This window comes from Streptomyces agglomeratus, assembly GCF_001746415.1.
GTDB lineage: Bacteria > Actinomycetota > Actinomycetes > Streptomycetales > Streptomycetaceae > Streptomyces > Streptomyces agglomeratus.
The window spans coordinates 722,347-741,474 of record NZ_MEHJ01000002.1 but is presented as its reverse complement, the minus strand read 5'-3'; the positions used below and the strand labels follow the sequence as shown (position 1 = coordinate 741,474).

The window sequence follows — 19,128 nt, the reverse complement described above, 5'->3', positions numbered from 1 at the left end:
CCGGCGTACTCATGGACGGCGACGACATCGACGGTGGCTCCAGCGGCAGACCAGCCGACCGCCTGGGCGCAGCTGTCGAGCGAGCAGCAGGAGCGACTGACCAAGCTGGGCTTGAAGCCCGTTGAAGCTCCGTCTCCGGCCCCGACGGCCAAGCGCTCGGCGAAGGGCCCGAGCAAGGCTCAGCAGGCGTTCCAACGCGGCTGACGGCCCTCGCCCAGTGGACCGAGAGAGAGGGCCAGCGGTCGGTTCCTCGCGGCCACAGCGAAGAGATCGCGGTCGCCGGCGAGACGGAGCCGGTGGCCGTGAAGCTGGTGTGTGGTCTCCAACACCAAATCGAGGCGGGACAAACTCACCCAGGACCAGCTCGACGCACTGCGGAAGCTGGGCATCGACTGGATCTGACGTCGTCGGCCAGGCCCCCGCTGGCGGCCCTCTCGGCCCGAGTCCACACCCCTCCCCCACCTCCCGGACCACTCCACGCGAACGTCCCACACACCAGGTGACGGTTGGTAAAGTCCGTCACCCTCACACGCCAGAACGCCCCTGAAACCGTGGTGAGGGCAGTCAGTGGCAGCGTGCTCCGCCGCACGCTGAGAGCCCCTGAGGTGGCGCGCCCTTCCAGGAATTCGCCCGCCGAAGGAAGCAGCATGGAACACGTACTTGATGATGATCCTCTGTCGGGATCGTTCCTGGCGGAACGCCACCTGCGGCCCCATAGGCGAGCGCGGCTCATCCAGGATGACAACTACTCCCAGTTCGTGGCAGTCGTCGAGCGTACGAACCAGGTATGGGGTGGGGCCCCGGACATTCTGGTGCCCATGACCGCAGATGGGGAGATCCACGAGCCGTATGAGCACCTATTGCAGCAGAGCGAGTTGGACACGCTGCAGCTGCCAAGAGGCGCAGCACTCAGCGAAGCGGCGAAAGCCGCGCTAGAACAGACTTCCCGCCGCCTAAATCTCCCACTGGGCAGCGGGGGTAGCGAGATTCCGGTCATGCTGATCGCTGCCGCTCGAGAGCGCAAGCAGTTGCGTGAGGTGGTGACTGCAACGGTGCCGCCGGACGACATCTGGCACACGAGTTACCTCACCGTATTGGGTGCTCTGCCGCCTTTGCCTGATCCGGAGATGCTGGTCCGCTACGGGGCTCGTGAAGATCTCAGATTCGACGAGATCATCGACGTCCGCTGGGAGAACGTTGCCGAAGGTAGTCTCGGCAATCTGGCGGAGAGGCTGACTGAGGGTGGTCACCCCATCGGACTGAGCCGACTCGGGTTGCATACCCGTCCCCTCAGTACTCAGCAGCACGCCCTAGATGGATGGACACCTGACTCCACGGTTTGGGCCCGCCAGAACGGCGGCGACGTGGTGGTGGTCTACCAGGCAGGGAGTGTGGCAGATGCCTGCCTGCTATGGAATCTGCGCCTGCAGCACGGATGGCCTCGGCAGTTGCCACTAGGCGTACCGGGTGCCTGGACCAAAGACGGTGAGCTCGACGTAGAGGCGACAGCAAGTCGCCTTCGCGAGTTGGTGTCCCAAGTCAATCTGCGGGGCTTGCTGGCACACGGCTTGCCAGCGATGTGTTCCTCCAGTCTCAGTCCTGGGGAGCTGCGCAGTATCGCCTCCGCCGCTCAGGGTGGCCCCGGGGACGAAGAACCTGAGGTGGTCACGGCAGCCGACGTGCTGGTGCCCACGCTCCCGCCAGTACGCACGACCAGCCAGGTAGTCGCTCTTGATCACGGGCGGGGGCACTTTGTCATCCGCCAGGAATCTGACGTCGAATGGCTCACCTGGAGCCGTCATCGCTCGTTGCCTCTATGCGCCACCGTCATCCTGCCCAACCGGCCGGTGGTGCGATCGACAGCGCTGCGGCGCCCGCATGCTGCGCAGTACAGCGGAGGGGGCTACGTCGTCCCCGTCAATGCGAACGACGAAGTGCGCAGCATCCAGTGGCCTCAGAAATGGACGATGTTGCAGGCCCGTGCTCACGACTGTGGGCTCGAAGTAACCGAGTCGGCCAACGGCCGACATGCACTGGCGCTGACCCGTATGGTCCGCAGCCCAGCGTCACTCCGCTGGTTGTGCCACAGAGGCCTCCTTGAACTGCTGTATAAGAAGGCAGCGAGCACGTCCATGAGCTGGTTCAAAGAGCGAGCCACACGCCTGGCACGGCAAGTCGCAGCCTTGCAAGACGATCCAGCTGCCGCGGCAGCTACGTTCATGAACGAGATCGCAAAGATCAACGTCTCGCACGACGCGGAGACCTCCGGCACCCTGACCTTCAGCGAAATTGCCCAAGTACTCAAGCCGAAGACCGTCGCTGAAGCATGGCTGAGCTGGGCCGAACGCACCGGACTCCTGCGCCGGGTAGTGCCCTTCACATGCAGCACTTGCGGCTACAAACTGCTACAGCAACTGGAGCACGCACAATTCGATCCACCGTGTCCACGGTGCGGGAGGTCGATCAGCCACCCTTTCAAGAGCAGCGCCGTCAGCTTCGAGTACCGACTCGCCGAACCCCTACGCAGAGCCATCGATGACGACTCCGTCTACCACGCGCTCATCATGCGATGGCTTGTCGCCGTCCTCGGTGACCGCCGCAACTACCTGGTGGGTGCACACCCCGGAGTCGAATTCCGCAGGGCCGGCCAACTCATCGGAGAAGCGGACATCCTCGTCCTGCTGGCCGACGGAAGCATGATCCCAGTCGAGGTCAAGCGGCATGGGGCAGCCTTGACGACTGAAGAGGTCAGAAAGCTCCGCATCATCGCTGACGCCCTCGGCTCACCCACAATCATGCTCGGTGCCGGAGACAGTCGATCAAACTGCCCCGCCGACACCCTCGCCCTGGACACGGACGATGGACAGTGCCGCATCATCACGCAGGAGTACTGGCTCAACCCCACGCCGCACGCAACCTTCGGGTGGGCAGATCTTCCGCACCCCGCCCCTGCGACGGTGCCAGACGTAACCGCACATGAAGACAACTTCGCCAACCAGCTCGTCGATGCGGAACGCATCAGTTTCGGGGATGTCGATCCCGTACGAAGCTTCTGGTAGGAGGGCAACGCCCTTCCTACCACGACGCAGGCAACTCAGCCGTCCCACGTCGCACGCAAGTCCATGTCGTAAATCCCCAGCTCAACGACAAGAAACACACTCGATGCACCGGTAAAACGGACGAGGCCCACGGAACTGCCGGTGATCTGGGGCGGCCGTGGGCGGCGATCCACGACAACACCCGGATCCCCGCCGACTTCCGGCTCTACCTGACCGCGACCCCGCGCATCCTCGCCGCGGCCCGCCCGCAGAGGAGCGCGGACGGCCAGGAGGCGGAGATCGCGACCATGACCGACGACCCGGAGGGCACGTACGGGGCGTGGCTCGCAGAACTCGGGCTCTCGGAGGCAATCGAGCGGGAGATCCTCGCCGGGTTCGAGATCGACGTGCTGGAAATCCGCGACCCCTCGCCGATCCTCGGGGAGTCCGAGGAGGCGCGGCGGGGCCGGCGCCTGGCCCTGTTGCAGACCGCGCTCCTGGAGCACGCCGCCGCGTGGAATCTGCGCACCGTCATGACGTTCCACCAGAAGGTCGAAGCCGCCGCCTTCGCGGACAAGCTCCCCGAGACCGCTGCCGAGCTGTACGTCGCCGACGCCTCCGACGCCGACCTGGCGGCCGCGGCCAAGCTGCCGAAGTCGTCGATCGACGCGGAGTTCTACGAGCTGGAGGCCGGCCGCCACGTCCCGCCGGACCGCGTGTGGTCGGCGTGGCTGTGCGGCGACCACCTCGTCACCGAGCGACGCGAGGTCCTGCGGCAGTTCGCCAACGGCATCGACCCGACCGGGCGCCGGGTCCACCGCGCGTTCCTCGCCAGCTGCCGCGTGCTCGGGGAAGGCGTGGACATCACCGGCGAACGCGGAGTCGACTCGATCTGCTTCGCCGACACCCGCGGCTCCCAGGTCGAGATCGTGCAGAACATCGGCCGCGCGCTGCGGCTCAACAAGGACGGCTCCACCAAGGTGGCCAGGATCATCGTGCCGGTGTTCCTGGAGCCCGGCGAGGACCCGCAGGACATGGTCGCCAGCGCCTCGTTCCGCCCCCTTGTGGCGGTTCTCCAGGGCCTGCGTTCGCATGACGAACGTCTGGTCGAGCAGCTCGCTTCCCGGGCGCTCACGAGCGGGAAGCGTAAGGTCCACGTCCGGCGTGACGAGAACGGGCGGATCGTCGGGGCCGGCGGCGCGGGTGACGGCGAGGACCAGGAGGACGACACGCAGGCCGCCGCCGAGGCGGCGCTGCTGCACTTCTCCAGCCCGCGCGACGCCGCGACCATCGCGGCGTTCCTTCGCACTCGGGTGTACCGGCCGGAGTCGCTGGTGTGGCTGGAGGGCTACCAGGCGTTGCTGCGGTGGCGGAAGGAGAACGAGATCACCGGCCTGTACGCCGTTCCGTATGACGTCGAGGTCGAGGTCGGCGTCACCAAGGACTTCCCCCTTGGCCGATGGGTCCACCAGCAGAGGAAGGCGCTGCGGGCCGGGGAGCTGGAGGAGCGGCGCAAACACTGCTGAACTTGCCGGAGGCCGGGATGGTGTGGGAGCCGGGCGAAGGGGCGTGGGAGAACAAGCTCGCCGCGCTGCGGTCCTACCGGCGGGCCACCGGACACCTCGCCCCCGGCAGGACGCCATGTGGGGCGAGGACGACGAGATGGTGCCCATCGGCCAGCACATGGCCAACCTCCGCCGCAAGGGCGCGAAAAACGGCCTGGCAAGGACCCGGAACGGGCCGCCGTACGCGCGGCGCAACTCACAGCGATCGACCCCGACTGGAACTGCCCCTGGCCCCTGGACTGGCAGCGCCACTACCGCGTCCTCGCGGAGTTGGTCGACGCCGACGGCGTCCTGCCGGCCATCGAACCCGGAGTGCTGTTCGAGGGCGACGACCTAGGCAAATGGCTGGAACGGCAAAAGCAGCCGGGCACCTGGGCGCAGCTGTCGACCGAGCAGCAGGAACGGCTGTCGCAGCTGGGCGTGCAGCCCACTGAGACCCCGCCTCCCGCCCCGGCAGCCACCAGCTCGGCGAAGGGCCCGGCCAAGGCGCAACAGGCATTCCAGCGCGGCCTGGCCGCCCTCACGCAATGGGTCGAACGAGAAGGCGCCCACCGGCCGGTGCCAAGGGGCCACTGCGAACAGATCACGGTCGACGGCGAGGCGCAGCCGGTGGTCGTCAAGCTGGGCGTATGGATTTCGAACACAAGATCGCGGAGGGACCGGCTTGATGCCGAGCAGCTCGCCGCCCTCGCCAACCTCGGACTCGACTTGAAGTCAGGCTGGCGAATCGCAGCCCCCGAAAACGCCAAGCGGTGATTGCTCGTATGCTGTGGTCGCTTCAGCTGCTTCTCCTCTCAGTTGCCGAACTCCGCAAGGAGAACGGTCAGTTGCGCCGATTCCATCCGGTACCGGTGCACATCCGCCCTAGTCATAGGGCCTGAGAAGAAGGTGAGGCAGTGATGACCACGGACATGAACAAGCAGCCCAGCGGGTGGTCTGGTCCCGAGAGGTGGACCGTTTGGCTGGCCGCGGCGAGCTTGGTCGTAGGGGTCATCGCAGCAGTAGGGCAGTTCTTCCAGTAAGGAGGACTGTGCGGCATGAAGAGCGGTCGTACGGGTTTCGCATACGCAGCGAGCCCGGCCCCAAGGAAGGCGACCGGGCTCATGTAGCTGCGCTGGGGGTCTGCCTCATGCCCGAGGCAGACCCTCTATCACATCTGCGTCGAGCGTATCGAGTGACCACTTAGATGACAACTAAGTGGTCACTGCCCCCGGGCACTGCCCACACCACGAACGGTCAGGGCGCCACAGGGTGGGGAAACTGAACGCTTCACCCGGAGCGCACTCAGCGAGGAGATCAGGTGCATTCTCACTCGTCGCGGCGACTGACCTCGCACTTGTCGAGGAGACGGGCAAAGTAGCTGTAGGCAGCCAGACGTTCCATGCCTTCCTGCTCGCTCAGCTCGTCGCGGGTGTGCGTTGTGACGTTCCTGACCGTGAGATTGAGTCCGGTCGCAAGACTGTTCAGCGCCTTGGCCAGGGGCTCCAGGCCGCCCCGCATACTCCTGTTCGTCTTGTCCGTGGGATCACCGGGCCACGCGAGCTTGGGCCTACCAATCTCGGGTTCGCCCGCCGAGAGAGTCTGCTGCCAGAACACGGTGTCGTCCACGTCATTACGGCCCAGCCGTGTCTTCCAATGCACTGTCAGCGCCTCCGACGCCTCCCGCACCGCGACCCGGTACTGGTGGGTCGTCCAGTGCGCGGCGGCCGCCGTCCAGATGACCGGATGGAGTTCGGACGGGGCGAACCCCGGCGTCGCGGAATCCAAAGCCGCTTCGGCTTCGTCGATCATCGTGCGTAGACGGCCCCGGACCCTGGCCGCCGTAGTGCGGACCTCCTGCGGTGTGAACAGCGCCTTCGGAGTTCTCGATCGGATCGAGGACTCCGATCCCGCCGACCACGATCTGCGCACCCGTGACGGCGACAGACCGCGCAGCTGCACCTGCAGCTTCCGCCACGTCGAGCTCAAGCCTGCGGACCGTCGCCTGATCCTGCCCATCCTTGGTCCGGACAGTGGGATAAAGACCGCGAGAGCTGAGGTGATCCGACTCTATTTGAGTCTCCATCCAGCGCTCGAAGATCTGCTCGAACCTCTCCACGGCGTCAAGTAGCCGCTTCAGGTAGTCGGCACTGTAGGGCGCCACGCGCAACCCCCTCCTCTGGTCGTGTCGGGCCTGCTGTCGAGAGACTAGAAGGGCTCTCGGCAGCTGCTCCGGGTAGGGCCCGCCCTACCGACGTCCTCCGACGATGCTCCACGGGAAATCTGGTGTTGAGGATCAAGGCCACCCATAACCGGCAGAGTGTCGGCGGGAACTACCCACGAGAACAGGACCTGTTGACTGCTGGGCCGCAGACGGACCGGGCCGGGGGAAGAAGCCGGGCCGGTAGGGGGAGGCGCATGGTTACGCGATCGGCTCCAGATCGCCGGGGGTCGGGTCATGAGGGCCGCCGATGCCGGCGGCGTCGAGTTCATGAAGATCCCGGTAGGGGTCCTCGAATGCTTCGCAGCGAGGTCCGTGCTCCTCAGAGAGGCACACCCACGTGCCAGGCTAGGCCGGGTGCCGGTTGGTGAGGGATTCACCGCAAGCCGCGCAGCCGACGGCGGGCAGGCCGTGAGCACGGAGGATGGCGACAGCTTCGGCGCCTTCGGCGATGTTGTGGCCGGTGGAGTGCCAGCTCAGCACCTGATAGAGATCCCCAAGCGGGTGGAGCTCGTCGTACTCGCGCCAGGTATGGAAGCCGGTGGCGGAGAGGCGGCGCCGGAAACCGAAACGAGGAGCGAGGCCGTTGCCGCGCTCGACCACGCACTCGATGCCGGTCAGGTCGGTTCCCTCGGGCAGCAGATGCGGCAGCGTCTGAAGAGTCGCGGCCGTGGCCGTCTCAGGGTTGCAGTGGTTGAGGTAGGCGGTGACCAACGCGTCACGAGCCTGGGTGCTGGGGTACAGGACTACCTCAATAACGGGCTTGCCCTCGAGGAGGACGACACGCTGGACGTAGGCAGTGTGTTCCGACGTGAACAGGGCGACAGTCTCACCGTTACTGGCGGCCTGCACGGCGGCGGTGACAGTCGGGTAGGCGCGGTAGAAACGCACCCACTCCGAAAGAGTGTCCGGGGACGCCAGGTACTCGGCGATCTCCGGGGGGACCTCAGTCATGCGGTGTTCCTCTCGGGCAGGGCGCGCAGCAGACGACTCAGGGTGTCCCACCACGGGGTGTCCGCGCTGGCTCCTGGCCAGATTCGTACCGCTCGTCGAGCGCCAGGGCGGCGCTCAGATATGCAGCGACCGGACGGGCCGCGCAGTTATGCAGCGACCCGACGGGCCGCGCAGTGTCGGTGGGCCTCGAACTCGTCGGCGGTGCCAGCTCTGCAGCTCCCGCCACCGCCGACGCTTGCCGAGAGTCACCTCGGCGTACTGCCAGCGCCACCGGGTCCGTCCGACCCTTCCGAACAGTGGGAGCCTGGCTCCACGGGGACGCGACTTCAGGCAGGCCTCCAGTGGGGGCAGTGTCCGTGGGTGGCACCAGCCTGAAGTTATGAGGACGGCGGCCTTGCCCGGCCTGCGAAGCAGGGACAAGGACCGCCGCGCGCGAGTCCGCGCCTAACGCCCCTTCTGGTGGTAGGCGACCAGGGGCGCGCCTTACAGACCGGTGATCACCTGCTCGTATAGCCAGGCCACGAATTCGACTATCCCGTGCGCAGCCTCGTCGGCGAAGCCGGCCAGAAGAGCCTGGGGTATGCCGGCGAGCAGGGCATCGCGAGCGGTGCCGCGGCTCCTAGCTCGGATACGCGGCGGGCTTTCGTCCTGCGCACTGTCGGCCATCGACGGGTCGCTGTTGCCGGGCGTGTGAGTCCCGCGCCGGGGCCATCGCGCATCGACCGGACGGTTGGAGCGACGGTCAGTCAGGTACTTCGGTGAGGCGAAGGGGAGCGCAGCGATGCGCTTGAAGAGTAGCCGGACGAACAGGGTCGAGAGCTTGACCATCTGGTTCTCCTTGCGGTGGGAGGTGCGGGGCAGCCGGGAGCGGATGGAACTTTGGGCGGAACATGGGCTCGGGAGCGATCACGCAGCGGTGACGCGGCTGCCGAGCGGGAAGTGTCGGGTCGGGGATCGTCCGTACGGACCCGATATGAGGGGGAGAGTGCCCAGGGCGATATGGCGAAAACCGCTGGACCATTTGGTCGGTGCCGGCGTCGGGCCCTAGTACTGCTTGCGGACCGGGTCGAAGGTCCAGTTGGACGTCTCGGTGTCCACGAAGATGATCCGGGCGTCCTGGTACTGCTTGTCGTCGTCGGCCCAGACGTAGTAGTCGCCGTACGGCCCCTCGGGATCGCAGCGCGACTCCTGGAACCACGGATGCTGGTCGCTCGTGTGGTTCATGACCAAGTCGATGATCACGCGCGACCGCGCTGGTGGGCGGCATCCACGAACTCCACGAAATCGGCCAGGTCGCCGAACTCGGGGAGGACGGAGGTGTAGTCGGAGACGTCGTAACCGCCGTCTCGCCGCAGGTAGCCGTCCCGCCGCCACGCCAGAGGCGTCTGCGCGGCCAGATCCAGGGTCGGCGCCACCACCAGCGTCACCTCGCGCGCGAGAGCGATCCGGATCGCGACCAGCGTCTTGGCCGTGCCTGTCGCGGAAATGTACTGCGCCCGGGTACCGGGGCGGCGCAGATGACGCACCGCCGCATCCCTCCCCCGCACCTGATCAGGAGATAGAGGCCACGCGGGCACATGGGACAGGAGGACGTCGGCAGCGGCGGCACTCACCGGCCCATCATCACCCACCCCCCAGGACCGCTGCGGCCATATGCGGTAGGGCCACCCACGCCCACGGCGCCAGAGCGTTCCCGGCTCTGCCGGAGGGGCAGTCAGCCACCGGATTCACCGTACTCCGACGCTAACGGTGTCGGGCCTCACGGCCCCGCAGCAGGACGCGGTACGGCGTCGCCCTGGTGGGCTTCCATGGAATGCTGGACCAGGGCGAGCAGGCCGTCGAGCTGGGCGGGGATGACAGCGTCGGCCGGCGGACCGGCCCGCTGCCGAGACAGAGTCAGCCGCAGTCGGGCCACCGCGTTGCGGTAAAGACGCTGCCAGGAGCCCATATCCCCGGTGAAGCCACAGCCGCGTACGAACGCCTCGACTATCTCCCACTTCGGCACGCCGTTGCCCGACGCCGCCGTGGACAGGGCCGCGGCGGAGTAATGCGAGCGCGCCGACAGGTCCTTGTAGGTGAGGTTGGAACCGCGCCGGAGCGCCCGCAGTTCGTGGGCGAGCTCCGCCACTTCCATGGGTGTCTCGACAGGGATCTCTTTCTCAGGACGCGCCATGGCGTCCCTCCTGCATCGCCGATCGGAGGGTTCGGCCATGGACCCGGGTTACGAACCGCTGCGCGCTCCGGTGCAGATGCCGGTGTCGTGCATGCTGCGGTTCGGCGGCCGCCGTCCGGGCCGGGCCGACCTGGTCCACGTTGGCGGCGGCGGCCGTACGGCGCCGAGTGCACCGTGCGTAGCCCTGGTGCCCGGCGTGGCGAGCACGGCGGACGCCTCGCTCCGCGCCCTCGGTGCTGCCCTTGGCCTCGGCGTGCTCTGCCTCGCCGCTGTCCTCGTTGCCGTAAGCACTGCAGGCCCGGGCAGCGCCCTCGGTGGCGTCGGCCTCTTCGAGTCCCTCGACCTCGACGTCCTCGGCACTGCTCTCGGCGGCGACGACCTGGAGGAGACCTTCGCCTACGGTGCCCCCGACGAACGTGCCGATCATCGCGCTTACTTCGGGATCGAGGCCGAGCGCATGAGCAAGGAAGCCGGTGCCGGCACCGGCGGCGTTCGCCGTGGCGGCGGCGACGAGAATGCGGCAGCGCTTGGCAGTGCGTATCTTCATGGGTCTCCTGTAGCGGGTGAGGGGCCCAGCCCCGGAGCTCGAGTGACCTCCGTAGCGCGGGCCTGGGTGCGGAGCAGTAGAAGCCGTGACCTGCGGGGCAGCAGATACGGCCAGTCGCCGATGGCGGGGAACGCACCCCGCCGATGAGTTCGACCGGGTGGCGGCCGTTGCCCGGGGTCGCGGTTCTTGGCGGGCGTGTCCTCGAACGTGCCGTGGACGGGCTCATTGACGATCATGATGTGGGGGACCCTCCGATCGGCGGGGACGGTCGCAGAACGACGATGTGCGCGGGCGTACGGCCCGGCTCGAGGCGCACATAGTTCGCCCTGCCTCAGTGGTAGGTCTCACCGGTGAGCTCCTCGCCCGGGACGGAGTTGGGCCAGCCGAGGCCGAGTTCCGGCATGTCCAACGAGACCGTGGCCTCCTGGACGAGGTGAGGGTCGAGGTTGACGACCACCACAACGATGTTCGAACCGGAGCGCTTCGAGTACGCGATGACCGCGTCGTTGTCGGCGTGGTGGAAGTGCAGATCGCGCAGCTGCTGAAGCGCCGGGTGCCGACGGCGCACCCGGTTGAGGGTGGTGATCTGGGGATGTGATCGATCATTGGCTCACCTGGGAGCTGTGCGGCCGCGGACGAGCGCGGCTCGCGTTCGGGGGCTCTCTGGGGTCTGTCCTTTTTATCCGCCCCATTGGCGACTGGCGGGGTGCGGGCATCACCGCTCCTGTCCACGTTCACTCGGGTGGACCGACTTGGACCGACTTGGGGCCCACTGGCATGCGTACCGGAGGAGCCTTCCCTCGGACCCCGACTGCGCAATCCGGCGCTTTGTTAACTACCGCCGCGTAAACGGTCCGACAAATGACGGCCCCGCCCATTCCAGGCGGGATCGCCCGTTCTCCGGTGTGCGGAGGTGATATCCGGCCAGTCTTCCTGCAGCAGACGGTGCGATGAGCCGAGACCTTGCCCGTGGCCGCCTTCGTGCTCAGGTCCTGCTGACGCCCGCCGGGTTCGCCGACGGGTAGCCGGCCAGGTAGACCGCCGCCGCGCCGGACGCGCGCGGGATCGCCATCGACGTGCCGGAAATCGACTGCGTCGCCGTGTCACGCGTGTTCCAGGCGGACGTGATCGTCGCACCGAAGATGTCGAGCCGCGGACCCCAGTTGGGGAAGCTCGCGCGCGTGTCCTTGGAGTCCTGAGCGGTGACGTCCTGGAAGTCCCAGCCGCTGCTCGCCCGGCCGCCGAAGTCCTGGTGGGACGCGCGGATGCCGATGTCGATGACGTACGCCAGCACGCCGCCGCCGGCGCTGTCGGGGGACGTATAGGACGTGTCCAGGGGGAGGGCGGGCTGGTCGATCCGGTCCAGGCCCCAGACCGGGTTGGTCTGCGTGACGCTGAGCCACACCTTGGTGTCCTGGACCACGGAGGCGACGTTCGGGTCGGCCGCGAGGCGCTTGGCCTCCGCCTCGTCCACCTTCACCGCGTAACCGTTGAGCGCGGTGCTGTACGTGTGCTTGATCTTCGCCCCGTACTGCCGCGCCAGCTTGCCGCCGACGGAGACAGCGTGGTGGCCAGCACGGCTCGTACCTCGAAGGCGGGGTGGTCGCCCTGCTGGAGGTAGGCGTGCAGGATGTCCGGGGTGTTCACGAAGAAGTTCGGGCGCATGTACGAAGCCGCGTCGCCGGTGAGCTCGGTGAGGTACTCGGTGAGTTCCTGCTTGGTGTTGCGCCAGGTGAAGTACGTGTACGACTGCTGGAAGCCGATCGCTCCGAGCGTGTGCATCATCGCGGGGCGCGTGAACGCCTCGGCGAGGAAGATGACGTCGGGGTCGGTGCGGTTGATGTCCGCGATGACCTTCTCCCAGAAGACCACCGGCTTGGTGTGCGGATTGTCGACACGGAAGATCCGTACGCAGTGGCTCATCCACAGCCGCAGTACCCGCAGCGGCTAGCCGACCAGCCCGGGCATGTCGGCGTCGAACGCGATCGGGACTTCTTCGGCGGGTTCTCCGCGTACGTGATCGAGCCGTCGGCGCGGTGGTGGAGCCACTCTGGGGGGCTCCTTGACCCAGGGATGGTCCTGCGAGCACTGCAGCGTGAAGTCGAGAACGTCTCCATGCGCAGGCACGGGCGCGCGACGAAGGCGTCGAAGTCTGCGAAGGCAGGTAGACCACGTCGAAGCCCATCGCGGCCACGGCGGGCAGCCGCTCGGCGGCCGTCTTGAACGTGCCGCTCTTCCACTTCCCTCTTTTGTCGGTACGTGCGCCCTCCGAGCGCGGGAAGAACTCGTACCAGGACCCGAAGAGCGCCCGCTCGCGCTCCACCAGCAGCGGCATCTCGGGCGAGGACGTCACCAGCTCGCGCAGCGGGTGGCGGGAGAGCGCGGCGTCCGCCTCCGGGCCGAGCGCGGCGGCCAGCCGGACGGCGGGCGGCTTCGTCGTGTCGCGCAGCGCGTCCACGGCGGCCAGGACGGCCTCACGCCCGTCCTTCTTCAGCACGCCGGACGCGGCCCGCTCGTACAGCTCCGCGCCCTCCGCGAGGACCAGCTCGGTGTCCTGGCCCGCCGGGATCTTGATCCGGGCGTTGTGGCGCCAGGTGGCCACGGGGTCCGACCATGCCTCCACGGCGTACGTCCACTGCCCTCGGCCAGAGGCGTCACGCGGGCCCCCCAGCGGTCGGTGCCCGGCGCGAGTTCGCGCATCGGGGTCCAGGGGCCCTCCCGGCCCGCCGGGTCACGCAGGACGACGTTCGCGGCGACGGCGTCGTGGCCCTCGCGGAAGACGGTGGCGGTGACTTCGAACGTCTCACCGGCCACCGCCTTCGCCGGCCTTCTGCCGCAGTCGACGGCAGGACGTACGTCCAGGACAGGGATGCGACCGATCATTGGCTCACCTGAGGGCTGTGCGAGAAGCCCCCCGCCGAGGCGAGCAGGGCGACGAGGACCAGGAGCAGCAGGACGCCAGAAGCACGAGGTGGAGGGCGGCTCGAATCGGAGCCGCCCCTTCGACGCGAACCTGGCGGCCAGCCCCGTACCGAGGGCCTGCGAGACGCGGAACCGCCCCGAGTGGCCACGGCCGCAAGCGGCGCGTGCGCGGCGCGGTGGCCGCGGGCGAGCGACTGGCGCCGAAAGACCTCCACGGTCACCAGTCCACGTCCCCGTCCGCGCGGGCGGTGACCCATGGAAGACATTCGGCACCGTCCACCCTCGAAGGTCCCACGACACAGAAGAAGCGAGGAGGAGAACGGCCGGGCGGGCAGGCGGCCGGGCGGGCGGATCGATCGCTACAGTGGATGCGGTTGCCCACAACACAACTTTGATCATGCTCTGGGTCATTGTCAGTGGTCGGCGGCAGACTGGTGTAATGAAAACGACGGCCTCTGCCCGGCCTGCGAAGCAGGGACAGAGACCGCCGCGGGCGATACCCGCACCTCGCGCCTCTTGGTGGTAGGACACCAGGGGGCGCGTCGCGTTTTACAGAAGGCTGACGACCATCTCGTACAGCCACACCACGAACTGAACGAACCAGTGCGCGGCCTCCTCGGCGAGACCAGCCAGAACGGCCTGGACTACGCCGGCGAGCAGTACATCGCGAGCGGTGCTGCGGCTCTCACCCCGGGCACGCGGCGCGCCTTCGTCCTCCGAACCATCGGACATCGGCTTGTCGCTGTCGCCGGGCATGTGAGCCCCCCATCCGGACCGTCGTACATCAACCGGACGGCCGGGGCGACGGTCCGTCAAAACCCGGCCCTCCAGAAGCTGCACAAGCCCCCGAATGGGTCAGCACAGAGTATCGGCACCCAATGACAACCCGACCGGATCACAATCCCCAGGTGAGGGTTGCCTCGGCGCCCCGCCTGCAGCAGAGTCCCACCTCAACAACCCACAGCGCACATCACCAGGGGCCTCTACCTGCGGCACAGCGAACTGTTGCCGTCTTCGCGGGCCGTCAGCATGCAGTTCTTGTTCTTGCCGACTCTGGGCAGTACGGGGCCCATCTCCCCGATGGCCGAGTGCCTCACCAGCCGATAGAGCCAGCGGGTTCGTCGATGGAGTCGTCGATGAACTCCGTCGACGAATGCATTCGTCTTGGCCAGCATCTCCGGAGTGCAGCTCGAACGAAGGCTTGGCCACCACCCTGGTGAGCGGCATGTGGTCGGTCACGGATGACACGCTGAAGTCGCTGCAGCGCTCCTCCACGTAGACGTTCTTGACCGTGCACACGGTCTTCGTCACCCTCACCGGGTCGTCCGAACTTGGGAAGCATGTCGGTGACCTCGCCCTGGCCCTCCCTGATCGCCACAGGTGCCGCCCTCCACGGCAGGTGATCGCGTGACGATCGACCAGGTGACGTACGTGAAGAACACGTAGCCCTTGGCGTAGTCGAACTTCCCCACCGCGCGGATCTGACCGGCGCTGCCCGCCTGCATCAGGTTCAGGAAGAGCATGCCGCTGGTGTAGCGCTCGACCGCCACGAGCAAAGGTCGGCCTCCAGCGGGTGGTCTTGGCGTGGTGGCCTCCTCGACCCAGGACCTCCTCTCCTCGTCGCGCTTGAGCTTTGTGCCCGCCTCTGTTTGCCGACTCGTCCTCGGCGAACAGCTCCACCTCGATGCCGCAGCCGGACGTGGAGCACCTCGGAACGCAGCAGCGGTCCGGGGTACCCCACGAGCTCCTGGGGAACTACCTCCAGCCGTTTTGTGCGCCTCGTCCACGACGGAACGCCGGCCGCGAACCCGGGCGGAGACGTCACCGGCGAGCCGGCTCGGGCCGCCCAGGCCAGCCACACGTCCTGCCCTCCGCTCAACGGGCAGCTTCGGGTGCCGGGCAGGCCCGGCCGGGGAGGCGCTTTACAGGGCGCTTCGCAGGGCGCCTAACAAGGCGCTCTACAAGGCGCCTTACAGGGCGCTTCACAAGGCGCCTCAACGTCTGTGGCGGGGGGGCGGAGTCGCAGGTCACGGCGCTGGTCAAGGGGTCTGCGGCGCGGCGACTACTTCTCTGAGAGGGGTCGTTGAGAAGAGAATTAAGACCCGGTGCCGTACGTCTGCTTCGACTGGGAGTGAGCCCTGCGGCCCGCAGCGGCGCCGAGCCTGACGCCGTGGTCGGGTTCGCCCGGCGCCGTGGACTGCAGACGCCACGCGTCAGGGGTGCGACGAAGCCTCGGTCGGCTCACAGCGCCGTGATGACGAACGTCAGCAGCGCCAGGGACAGGGTGCCACTGGCCCCGAAGGCCACGGCGCCGCGCAGCATGGCGGTGGCATAGGTGGCTCCGTCGAGGCGTGCAAGGAATCCGGCGGCTGCTCCCACGAGCGTGCAGAAGAGCGCGACGACTGCCAAGGACAGGACCAGGAGCATCAGGTGGCTGGGTGAGGTGTTCATGCCTTCTCCCGAAGTGATTGACGACGACTTCGACGAATTTCGCGGTTCTGGTGTTCACCGGGGTTCAGGCCGAACAAAGATGAATGAAGACGGTCACGCGAGAGACGGAGAAGCAGGACATGGGGGAGGTGCACGAGGATCCGTTGGCGGAGCTCGCACTGCGGTTACGCACGCTCAGGGCCCAGCGGGGTCTGCAGATGGGCGGGTTGCAGCAGCGGACAGGACTGGGGCGGACTACGGTCAGCCAGGCGCTGAACGGACAGAAGGTCCCTTCCGAGGCCACACTGGTAAGCCTGGCGAGGGCGCTGGGTACGGATGCGGAGCCGTTGCTGGCGCTACGTCACGCCGCCGAGGTCTTACCGCAGAGGCGTGAGGACTACCCAATCAGCACTGCTCGCCGGCTACGGCGGCCAGCGGTTCAGCCCTCGTTCCAAGAGCGCTACCTCCGCTACGTGGCGGAGCGGCATTCTCAGCTGACCGTCGTCGGGCTGGACCTGAGCCGGCCGGAGCGCGCGCGCTGGCCGATGGACGCGGCGTACTTGAGTTTGGAACTGGCGGAGCGGTCGGAGGGCTGGCCTGCGCACAGCGAGGAGGCGGACCGGCCCTCTGGCGTGTTGAAGCGTGCCGAGCATGCGCTGGCCGCCTGCCGGCGGGTGCTTCTGCGAGGGCTCGCCGGCAGTGGGAAGACGACGCTGCTGCAGTGGCTGGCCGTCGCGGCGGCGCGCGATGAGCTGCCGGATGAACTGGCTGACTGGCGGGGGCAGATTCCGTTCTTCCTGCCGTTGCGGACGCTGGTGAGGCGTGGGCCCCTTCCAGAGCCGCATGATTTCTTGTCTGCGGTCGGGACGCCGCTGGCCGCCTCACAGCCTGAGGGCTGGGCCGATGGCGTGCTCGCCAAGGGTGAGGCGCTCGTCCTCGTCGACGGCATCGACGAAGTGCCCCAAGAGCAGCGGAGTGCCACACGGGGCTGGCTCGAGCGGCTCCTGGCGGCTTACAGTGACGCGCATTTCGTGGTCACTACACGGCCGTCCGCTGTGCCGGAAGGCTGGTTGGCCTCGTCGCGTTTCACCGAACTGTCGGTGCGACCCATGAGCGCTGGGGACACGGGAGTCTTCGTTCGCCGATGGCATGCCGCCGCACGGCACAGTACGCCCAGCGAGGCCGAACGGTCGCAGTTGCATGACCTCGAGGCAGTGCTCCAAGTGACAGTTCGTGCGCAGCGTGACCTGTCGCAGTTGTCCAGCACTCCCCTGATGTGTGCGCTGATCTGCGCACTGCACCGGGACCGCCGCGGGCACCTGCCGCACAGCCGGATGGAGCTCTACGAGGCAGCGTTGTCGATGCTGCTCGTACGGCGTGACCTCGAGCGCAGCATCGACGTCCCAGAGGGCATTCAGCTCACCGAGCACCAGAGCATCCAGCTTCTGCAGCGTCTGGCCTACTGGCTCATCCGTAACCGCCAGAGCGAGATGGACCGGAGCACCGCGCGAGCCCTGATCGGCGACGCACTACCCGCCATGCAGGCCGTTGCCGAGCAGGGCAGTGCCGACCAGGTCCTGACCCACCTGGTCGGCCGCAGTGGACTCCTGCGCCAGCCCACCGTGGACACCATCGACTTCGTGCACCGCACTTTCCAGGACTACCTCGGCGCCAAAGCCGCCATCGAAGCCCACGACTTCCCGCTGCTGGTCAACAACGCTCACGACGACCAGTGGGAGGACGTCGTACGTATGGCCGTCGCCCACGCCCGGCCGGCCGAAAGCGCTGATCTGCTACGCCGCCTCGTGAAGCGCGGTGATGTCGAGAACGAGCACCGGCCCAGGCTCCACCTCCTGGCGGCCGCCAGCCTTTACTACGCCACAGAAATCGAGCCCGATACTCGCAGGCTGGTCGAGCAGCGCGCCCGCGTCCTGATGCCACCTCGCTCCCGGGACGAGGCGAAGGAACTTGCCGCGCTCGGACCGGGCATCCTGGACCTTCTGCCGGGGCCCCACGGCCTGGAGGGCGATGAGGTGGGTCCCGTCGTCGAAACTGCGGCCACCATCGGGGGCGATCACGCCTACGCCTTCCTCCACCGCTTCGTACAGTCCCTGCCGCGCCACGCATCGGCACCGTTTGAGCTGCTCAACGGCTGGCAGCATTTCGACGCCGACCAATACGCCCGCGAAATCATCCTGCCCCTCCAAGATCGCCTGCCTAAGATCATAGAGGTACACAACAATGGCCAGCTAAACGCCTTGCGTCTCCTGCAACCAATCACCGATATCGCCTTTCGTCAGGCATTCACCGAAGGTGAGATAACGGAACACCTCTCACCCGAACACACCGAAAGGCTGGAAATATACTCCGGCCAACTGCTCACAAACTTGCAGTTCGTTCGCAGATTCCACAACCTCAAGGAACTCGCCCTCTCCGAGTGCACGCAACTCGCACACATTGAAGACCTTGCAGGCATTCCACTTCCCAACCTGCGCCTCCTCCTGATGCCGGACGCATTCTCATTCGACGCACTGGAATACCTGCCCGAACTCACCGCCCTGTCCCTCTACACCCGCCTGCCCTGGGCGAGCCTTGCGGATCTGCCAGCACCGGGAAACCTCACTTCACTCGCCCTGGGTGCTTGGATCGGCACACGTCTCGCCGGCGTCTCCAGATGGCAGCAACTGCGAGAACTGGTAATCAACACTCCCCCCAATAAGGGAGAATGGAAAGAGATTGCCACACTTCCCCACATGAGGGAACTCTACGTATCAGATTTCGATTTCAACCTGGCCGCCCCCATGCGCAGCGTCACCCGCCTCCGCATTATGCCGAATGCGGAAACCCAACTGGATCTAGTCCCGGATCTCTTCCCCAACCTCGAGCAGTTCTTCATCAACTGCCGTGGGACACAAACCACCACCATCGACATCACCCCTCTGAGCAAAATCGACGGAATCCAGATCTCCATCGGAGACTCGAGCAACGTTATCGGCCTCGAGCAGTTCGACCCGGCCGCCGTCAAGCTGTACCCACGACCCCGAACAGCGAGCACCTGAACCGTCCCTCACACCATGGCAGCGACCTTCCCGGCCCGGCCGCCGTGGCAGGCATCCTGCATTTCGACACCCCTGCCTGGACCCGGAACCGTAGAGCAACGCTGACCTGCAACTTCTCGCGGTCCAACGGCTGGGCAGGCGAAAGCCCCCGGCCGGATCGTGACGGCCACGCCGGGGGCTCCTTCGCTCTGCCGATCCAGACGTTGCCACTGATCCGGCGGCTCACCGAGACCGCCGCGC

At 67.0% G+C, this 19,128-nt stretch carries 12 protein-coding genes and 5 pseudogenes; 5 read left to right on the top strand and 12 right to left on the bottom strand.

From position 1 onward, the window contains the following. The 3 genes and pseudogenes from AS594_RS47100 to AS594_RS39965 form a co-directional block, all read left to right on the top strand. A pseudogene (locus tag AS594_RS47100) lies at nucleotides 1-402 on the top strand (helicase associated domain-containing protein); the annotation flags it as partial. A 245-nt stretch (nucleotides 403-647) separates the two neighbouring features. Next, nucleotides 648-3,059, top strand: coding sequence for a hypothetical protein (locus tag AS594_RS44255; RefSeq protein ID WP_141747274.1), 2,412 nt, complete (start codon nucleotides 648-650; stop codon nucleotides 3,057-3,059). Between the two features lie 119 nt (nucleotides 3,060-3,178). Then, nucleotides 3,179-5,359 (top strand): annotated as a pseudogene (locus AS594_RS39965) (helicase associated domain-containing protein); the annotation flags it as partial. Between the two features lie 552 nt (nucleotides 5,360-5,911). Here AS594_RS39965 and AS594_RS47095 read toward each other — a convergent pair. After that, a complete protein-coding gene (locus AS594_RS47095; protein ID WP_240509403.1) occupies nucleotides 5,912-6,394 on the bottom strand; it encodes a TIGR02391 family protein in 483 nt (160 codons plus the stop codon). A 52-nt stretch (nucleotides 6,395-6,446) separates the two neighbouring features. On the opposite strand from AS594_RS47095, the gene AS594_RS47090 reads away from it, so the two are divergent. Continuing rightward, nucleotides 6,447-6,713: a hypothetical protein gene (locus tag AS594_RS47090; protein ID WP_240509402.1), complete on the top strand. Its 267-nt coding sequence runs from the start codon at nucleotides 6,447-6,449 to the stop codon at nucleotides 6,711-6,713. Between the two features lie 438 nt (nucleotides 6,714-7,151). Here AS594_RS47090 and AS594_RS39955 read toward each other — a convergent pair whose 3' ends face one another. The 11 genes and pseudogenes from AS594_RS39955 to AS594_RS39900 form a co-directional block, all read right to left on the bottom strand. Then, entirely contained in the window at nucleotides 7,152-7,757 is a 606-nt protein-coding gene (locus tag AS594_RS39955; protein WP_069936305.1) for a hypothetical protein, read from the bottom strand. Nucleotides 7,758-8,240: 483 nt separating this feature from the next. Continuing rightward, nucleotides 8,241-8,585, bottom strand: coding sequence for a hypothetical protein (locus AS594_RS39950; protein WP_069936304.1), 345 nt, complete (start codon nucleotides 8,583-8,585; stop codon nucleotides 8,241-8,243). A 219-nt stretch (nucleotides 8,586-8,804) separates the two neighbouring features. Continuing rightward, nucleotides 8,805-9,106, bottom strand: a pseudogene (locus AS594_RS42490) (alpha-amylase family glycosyl hydrolase); the annotation flags it as partial. 410 nt (nucleotides 9,107-9,516) lie between these two features. Beyond that, nucleotides 9,517-9,930, bottom strand: coding sequence for a helix-turn-helix domain-containing protein (locus AS594_RS39935; RefSeq protein WP_069936301.1), 414 nt, complete (start codon nucleotides 9,928-9,930; stop codon nucleotides 9,517-9,519). Beyond that, nucleotides 9,917-10,477 carry a hypothetical protein gene (locus AS594_RS39930; protein WP_069936300.1) on the bottom strand — a complete coding sequence of 187 codons (561 nt, stop codon included), beginning with the start codon at nucleotides 10,475-10,477 and terminating at the stop codon, nucleotides 9,917-9,919. The genes AS594_RS39935 and AS594_RS39930 overlap by 14 nt, the downstream gene beginning before the upstream one ends. 232 nt (nucleotides 10,478-10,709) lie before the next feature. Beyond that, nucleotides 10,710-11,069 (bottom strand): annotated as a pseudogene (locus AS594_RS39925) (alpha-1,4-glucan--maltose-1-phosphate maltosyltransferase); the annotation flags it as partial. A 393-nt stretch (nucleotides 11,070-11,462) separates the two neighbouring features. Then, on the bottom strand, nucleotides 11,463-11,957 hold the full coding sequence (locus AS594_RS39920; protein ID WP_107393296.1) for a S8 family serine peptidase: 495 nt from the start codon (nucleotides 11,955-11,957) through the stop codon (nucleotides 11,463-11,465). 53 nt (nucleotides 11,958-12,010) lie between these two features. Next, a pseudogene (locus AS594_RS39915) lies at nucleotides 12,011-13,360 on the bottom strand (maltotransferase domain-containing protein); the annotation flags it as partial. A gap of 588 nt (nucleotides 13,361-13,948) precedes the next feature. Continuing rightward, entirely contained in the window at nucleotides 13,949-14,155 is a 207-nt protein-coding gene (locus AS594_RS39910) for a hypothetical protein (RefSeq protein WP_069936297.1), read from the bottom strand. Between the two features lie 557 nt (nucleotides 14,156-14,712). Continuing rightward, on the bottom strand, nucleotides 14,713-14,949 hold the full coding sequence (locus tag AS594_RS48325; RefSeq protein WP_141747273.1) for a hypothetical protein: 237 nt from the start codon (nucleotides 14,947-14,949) through the stop codon (nucleotides 14,713-14,715). 691 nt (nucleotides 14,950-15,640) lie between these two features. Further along, the gene (locus tag AS594_RS39900) at nucleotides 15,641-15,850 is read right to left on the bottom strand and encodes a hypothetical protein (RefSeq protein ID WP_069936295.1); all 210 of its coding nucleotides are present in this window, start codon (nucleotides 15,848-15,850) and stop codon (nucleotides 15,641-15,643) included. An 83-nt stretch (nucleotides 15,851-15,933) separates the two neighbouring features. Here AS594_RS39900 and AS594_RS39895 point away from each other — a divergent pair, with 83 nt between their 5' ends. Beyond that, the gene (locus AS594_RS39895; RefSeq protein WP_240509401.1) at nucleotides 15,934-18,888 is read left to right on the top strand and encodes an NACHT domain-containing protein; all 2,955 of its coding nucleotides are present in this window, start codon (nucleotides 15,934-15,936) and stop codon (nucleotides 18,886-18,888) included. The last annotated feature ends 240 nt before the right edge of the window (nucleotides 18,889-19,128 follow it).